General features: G+C 67.6%; 4 protein-coding genes. 3 read left to right on the plus strand and 1 reads right to left on the minus strand.

Going from position 1 to position 3855, the window contains the following annotated elements:
- The coding region (locus AC08OP_RS22330; RefSeq protein WP_476615970.1) for an acyl-CoA desaturase at nt 1–962 on the plus strand (962 nt) is incomplete at its 5' end.
- A 252-nt stretch (nt 963–1214) separates the two neighbouring features.
- Here AC08OP_RS22330 and AC08OP_RS22335 read toward each other — a convergent pair.
- Entirely contained in the window at nt 1215–1562 is a 348-nt protein-coding gene (locus AC08OP_RS22335; RefSeq protein WP_476615971.1) for an FDXHR family putative zinc-binding protein, read from the minus strand.
- 237 nt (nt 1563–1799) lie between these two features.
- On the opposite strand from AC08OP_RS22335, the gene AC08OP_RS22340 reads away from it, so the two are divergent.
- Both AC08OP_RS22340 and AC08OP_RS22345 read left to right on the plus strand, forming a co-directional pair.
- On the plus strand, nt 1800–2192 hold the full coding sequence (locus AC08OP_RS22340) for a hypothetical protein (RefSeq protein WP_476615972.1): 393 nt from the start codon (nt 1800–1802) through the stop codon (nt 2190–2192).
- Nucleotides 2193–2851: 659 nt separating this feature from the next.
- Nucleotides 2852–3778, plus strand: coding sequence for a hypothetical protein (locus tag AC08OP_RS22345; RefSeq protein ID WP_476615973.1), 927 nt, complete (start codon nt 2852–2854; stop codon nt 3776–3778).
- The last annotated feature ends 77 nt before the right edge of the window (nt 3779–3855 follow it).

Raw genomic sequence — 3855 nt, forward strand, 5'->3', positions numbered from 1 at the left:
GGCCGCCGCTCCCGGCCAGGGCCACCAGGCCGAGGCGGTCGCCCCGCCCCGACCTGGCGGACCAGCCGAAGACCCTCGGTGAGCAGGTCCTGCTCGCGTTCTTCATCGTCGTGCCCCTGCTTGCCCTGCTCGCCGCGGTCCCGCTGGCCTGGGGATGGGGGCTGGGCTGGCACGACCTGGTCATCGGCGCCGTCATGTACCTGATCACCGGATTCGGTGTCACCGTGGGCTACCACCGGCTGTTCACGCATGGTTCCTTCCGGACCGGCCGGCCGCTGCGGATAATCCTCGCCGTCGCCGGGAGCCTCGCCATCGAAATGGGGGTGACCGACTGGGTCGCGGCTCACCGGCGGCATCACAAATACTCCGACCAGGCGGCCGATCCGCATTCACCGTGGCGTTTCGGTCATCACGGCAGGGGCCTGGCGAAAGGGTTCCTACACGCCCATGTCGGATGGCTTTTCCACCCGGAACGGACCGCGCCGGAGAAGTTCTGCCCGGATCTGCTCGCCGATCGGGACATCGCGGCGATCTCGGCCCGGTTCCCCTGGCTCGTCGCCGCCTCGGTGCTGCTGCCGCCGCTGGTCGGTGGCCTGTGGAGCATGTCCTGGACCGGGGCGGCGACCGCGTTGTTCTGGGGGGCGCTGGTCCGTATCGCGCTGCTGCACCACGTCACCTTCTCCATCAACTCGATCTGCCACACGATCGGCACCCGACCGTTCGCGGCCCGGGACCGCTCCAGCAACGTGTGGTGGCTGGCCATACCCTCGCTGGGGGAGTCGTGGCACAACCTGCACCACGCCGACCCCACCAGCGCCCGCCACGGCGTCCTGCCCGGCCAGATCGATCCCAGCGCCGCACTCATCCGCCTGTTCGAGAAGCTCGGCTGGGTGCACGACGTGCGGTGGCCCACCGCCAAACGGATCGCCGCCCGCCGCGTGGACGCGGGCGCGGTCCTTTGAGAAACGACGCCGAACGTCGTAGCTTGGCCGGAGAAAAACCGGCACGGGCTTTGAGCGTGCCACCTCGGTCGAATCTTCACTGACGGGCATCCTTTACCCCGTCCGTCCACTACACCGTGACGGTGGCACGTCCCTACCACCATGCCTGGCGTCGTGCCTGGCGTCGTGCCTGCTGCGACCGGCTCGGCCATCCAGTCCCGGCCGCAGGCGGCAGGTGGGATCCGCCTACCGTCCGGTGAGGGGAGGGCTCGGTCAGCCGGCCATCCGTACCGCGCCGCCTCCGCCGCCTCCGCCTCCGCCGCCGCCGCCGGCGGCGCCCGCGGGGCCGGCCGAACCGCCCCGCCGGTCGGAGACCCGCAGGATGCGGCCGGGCGGCTGTTCGTCTCCGCTGAGCCAGTATCCGCGGTCGCGGCGCAACCCGGCCCGTTCCGGGGAAAGGCAGGTCCCCTTCACCCGATGCGCGTCGAAGCCGGTGGTGGTGCCGGCGAAGGTCTCGTGGCAGGACGGGCAGTGCGCCGCGGTCAGCGCCGTCCAGCGTACGTCGCAGCCGCCGCAGCTGAGCAGGATGGGGCGTTCGTACTCGCTGTCCCGCCCTGCCATGAAACCGCCTCTTCCCGCGAAGGTTCCGATCTCCCGTCGTCGGATTCTTGCCGCTCAACGTTTCCAACGTGGGCATTTCGGCTTTGTAGCTCTTCGGGCGCGTCGCGTCACCGGGCTGCCACCGGCCGCTGGAGGCGCCGCGGACCCTGGTGCTGCTACCGTGAGCACCGGTGCGGCGACCGTGAGAAGCGGTCCGGAGGGGCGTGAACTGTCGGGCCCGCCGGTGAGAATCGACCAGTGACGTTGGCATCCCCGTCCTACCCGGAGTCGGGCCGGCTCGCCCGGCTGCGGGCCGACGGGTTCGCCCGCCGGGATCCGCTGGCCGGGGCCGGCCAGATCGCGCGGGTGCTCGCCGGGATCGAGGCGTTGCTGGCACCCCGCTGGGTCTGGTGGTCGGCGCGGTCCGCGGCGCGCGTGCCGCTCGCCGCCGGTATCCGGATCGGCGCCAGCTGGGATCTGGCCGCCGTCCACCGGATACTGCACGGCGGCCGCCGCCCAGGCCGGTCTGCACAACCTGCCCGCCCGGTCACCCGGAGCCTCTGGGTAGGCGCATCGGGTGGGGAGGTTATCCGGACGGTGGCCGAATTATGGGGAGCCAGTCACGGTTTGGGGACCGCAGACCGTGCCTAGGTCCCCCAAATTCGTCGGCCGACGGCTGGCCGATGGAGTCCAGCCAGCGCTCGCACAATCGTCTACCGTCTCGTTTCAAGATAATCAACGGTGTTGACGACACTTCGCATCCCATGATCAAAAATAAAAACCCCAAACAGCATCAGGGGAGTGGGAGCCAAACCAGTTGATCATTAGTAGACGTGAAAGCCTCGTAGAGCTGGCGTGGAAGCTCCGGATGACCGGCGGCGGCGGGGTTCGACGTGTGTGGGTCGAGGTGTGTCACGTTCATCCGGGCCGGTCGATCAACTGCGGCTGAGCGGCACGGTGCCGAGGAGGGGAGACCCTGCGACCGGCTCTACTTGACATAATGCTCATTATCGGCGTTTTTGGTGGGGTGGGGAGGGTCCGGCGTGAACCTGGCACAGAGCAGGCGGGCGCTCACCATGCGGGATGCCCGCCGAAGGTGTTTGCCCACCACCTGGATCACCATGGATCACCAGAGGTGCAGGGCAGCCCGCCGTGCCGTCTGACGGCATCAAGTTTCAGATTCTGGTTCTGGTGTGACCCTGTCATCTGGCAGGGTCACACGCCGGTGTACCCGATCTATGCTGCCCTCACGAAAAGAAAGAAGAAGCGATATTAGCTTCCCGCGCATGACAGCGGAAGGGAGGGTCGTCATGAAAAGACTGAGGCGCAACGCGGGGCTTCTGCTGGCCACAGCATTCGCCGTCTCCACGGCGAGTGCAGGCGTGCTGGGTGGCGTGTCCGGGCAACAGCAGGAGCACGTCAGCGGCCCGGGCCTCAGTCCGGTGGTGCGGGAACTCACCGCGCAGGATAAGACCACGCTGTATGAGGCGGAACAAATCCTGCTGCGCAACTGCATGGGGGCACACGGCTTCAACTATCACCCCGTTCCCCAGTTTCCCGTCCCCGACGCCCGAGAGTTTCCCTACGTCATCGATGATCTGTCCTGGGCTCGCCGGCACGGCTACGGCAGTGACATTCAGGATGAGTTGGCCAAGGCCCGCGAGTCCGATGTCAACCAGAAGTACTTCCGCTCTCTGCCGCCCACCCGCCGAGCGCAGGCCCTGAAGGCCGCAAACGGTCAGAACCCTGTTGAAGTCACCGCTCGCGCTCCTGACGGCATGGTGCTGCAGCGCAGCTCCCAGGGCTGTCAGTCGGAAGCCGAGCGCACCCTCTACGGTGACCTTCCTACCTGGTTCCAGGCGAAGGTAACCATGGAATCCCTCCCGCAGGTCCGCTCACAGCACGTGCTGGCAGACCCGCGGTTCGACCAGGCCGTCAAACCGTGGGCTGAATGTATGCGCGCCGCCGGTCGCCCTTACCGCAGCCCTGCCGAGCTCCGTGAGAAGGCCCTGCCGGACCAGAAAGAGACCTTGCTGCCCCGTGAGCAGGAGATCGGACTTGCCGTCACCGAGGCACGCTGCGCTGCCGTTTCCGGTCTGGCCGCGAAAGCCAAGGCGCTCGACCTGGAGCACGCCGAGCGGCTCAACCGCCAATACCACGCAGAGCTGGATACCGCCCACCGGCTCCAGCTCGCAGCCTTGCCCCGAGCTCGCCCTATTACTGCGCAGCTACGCTGACCGCATGTGACGGGGCGGAAGAGAAAACCATCCAAGAACACACCGAAAAGGGAGACCATCATGCGCACCATTTACCG

Source organism: Frankia sp. CeRuru1, from assembly GCF_977966315.1.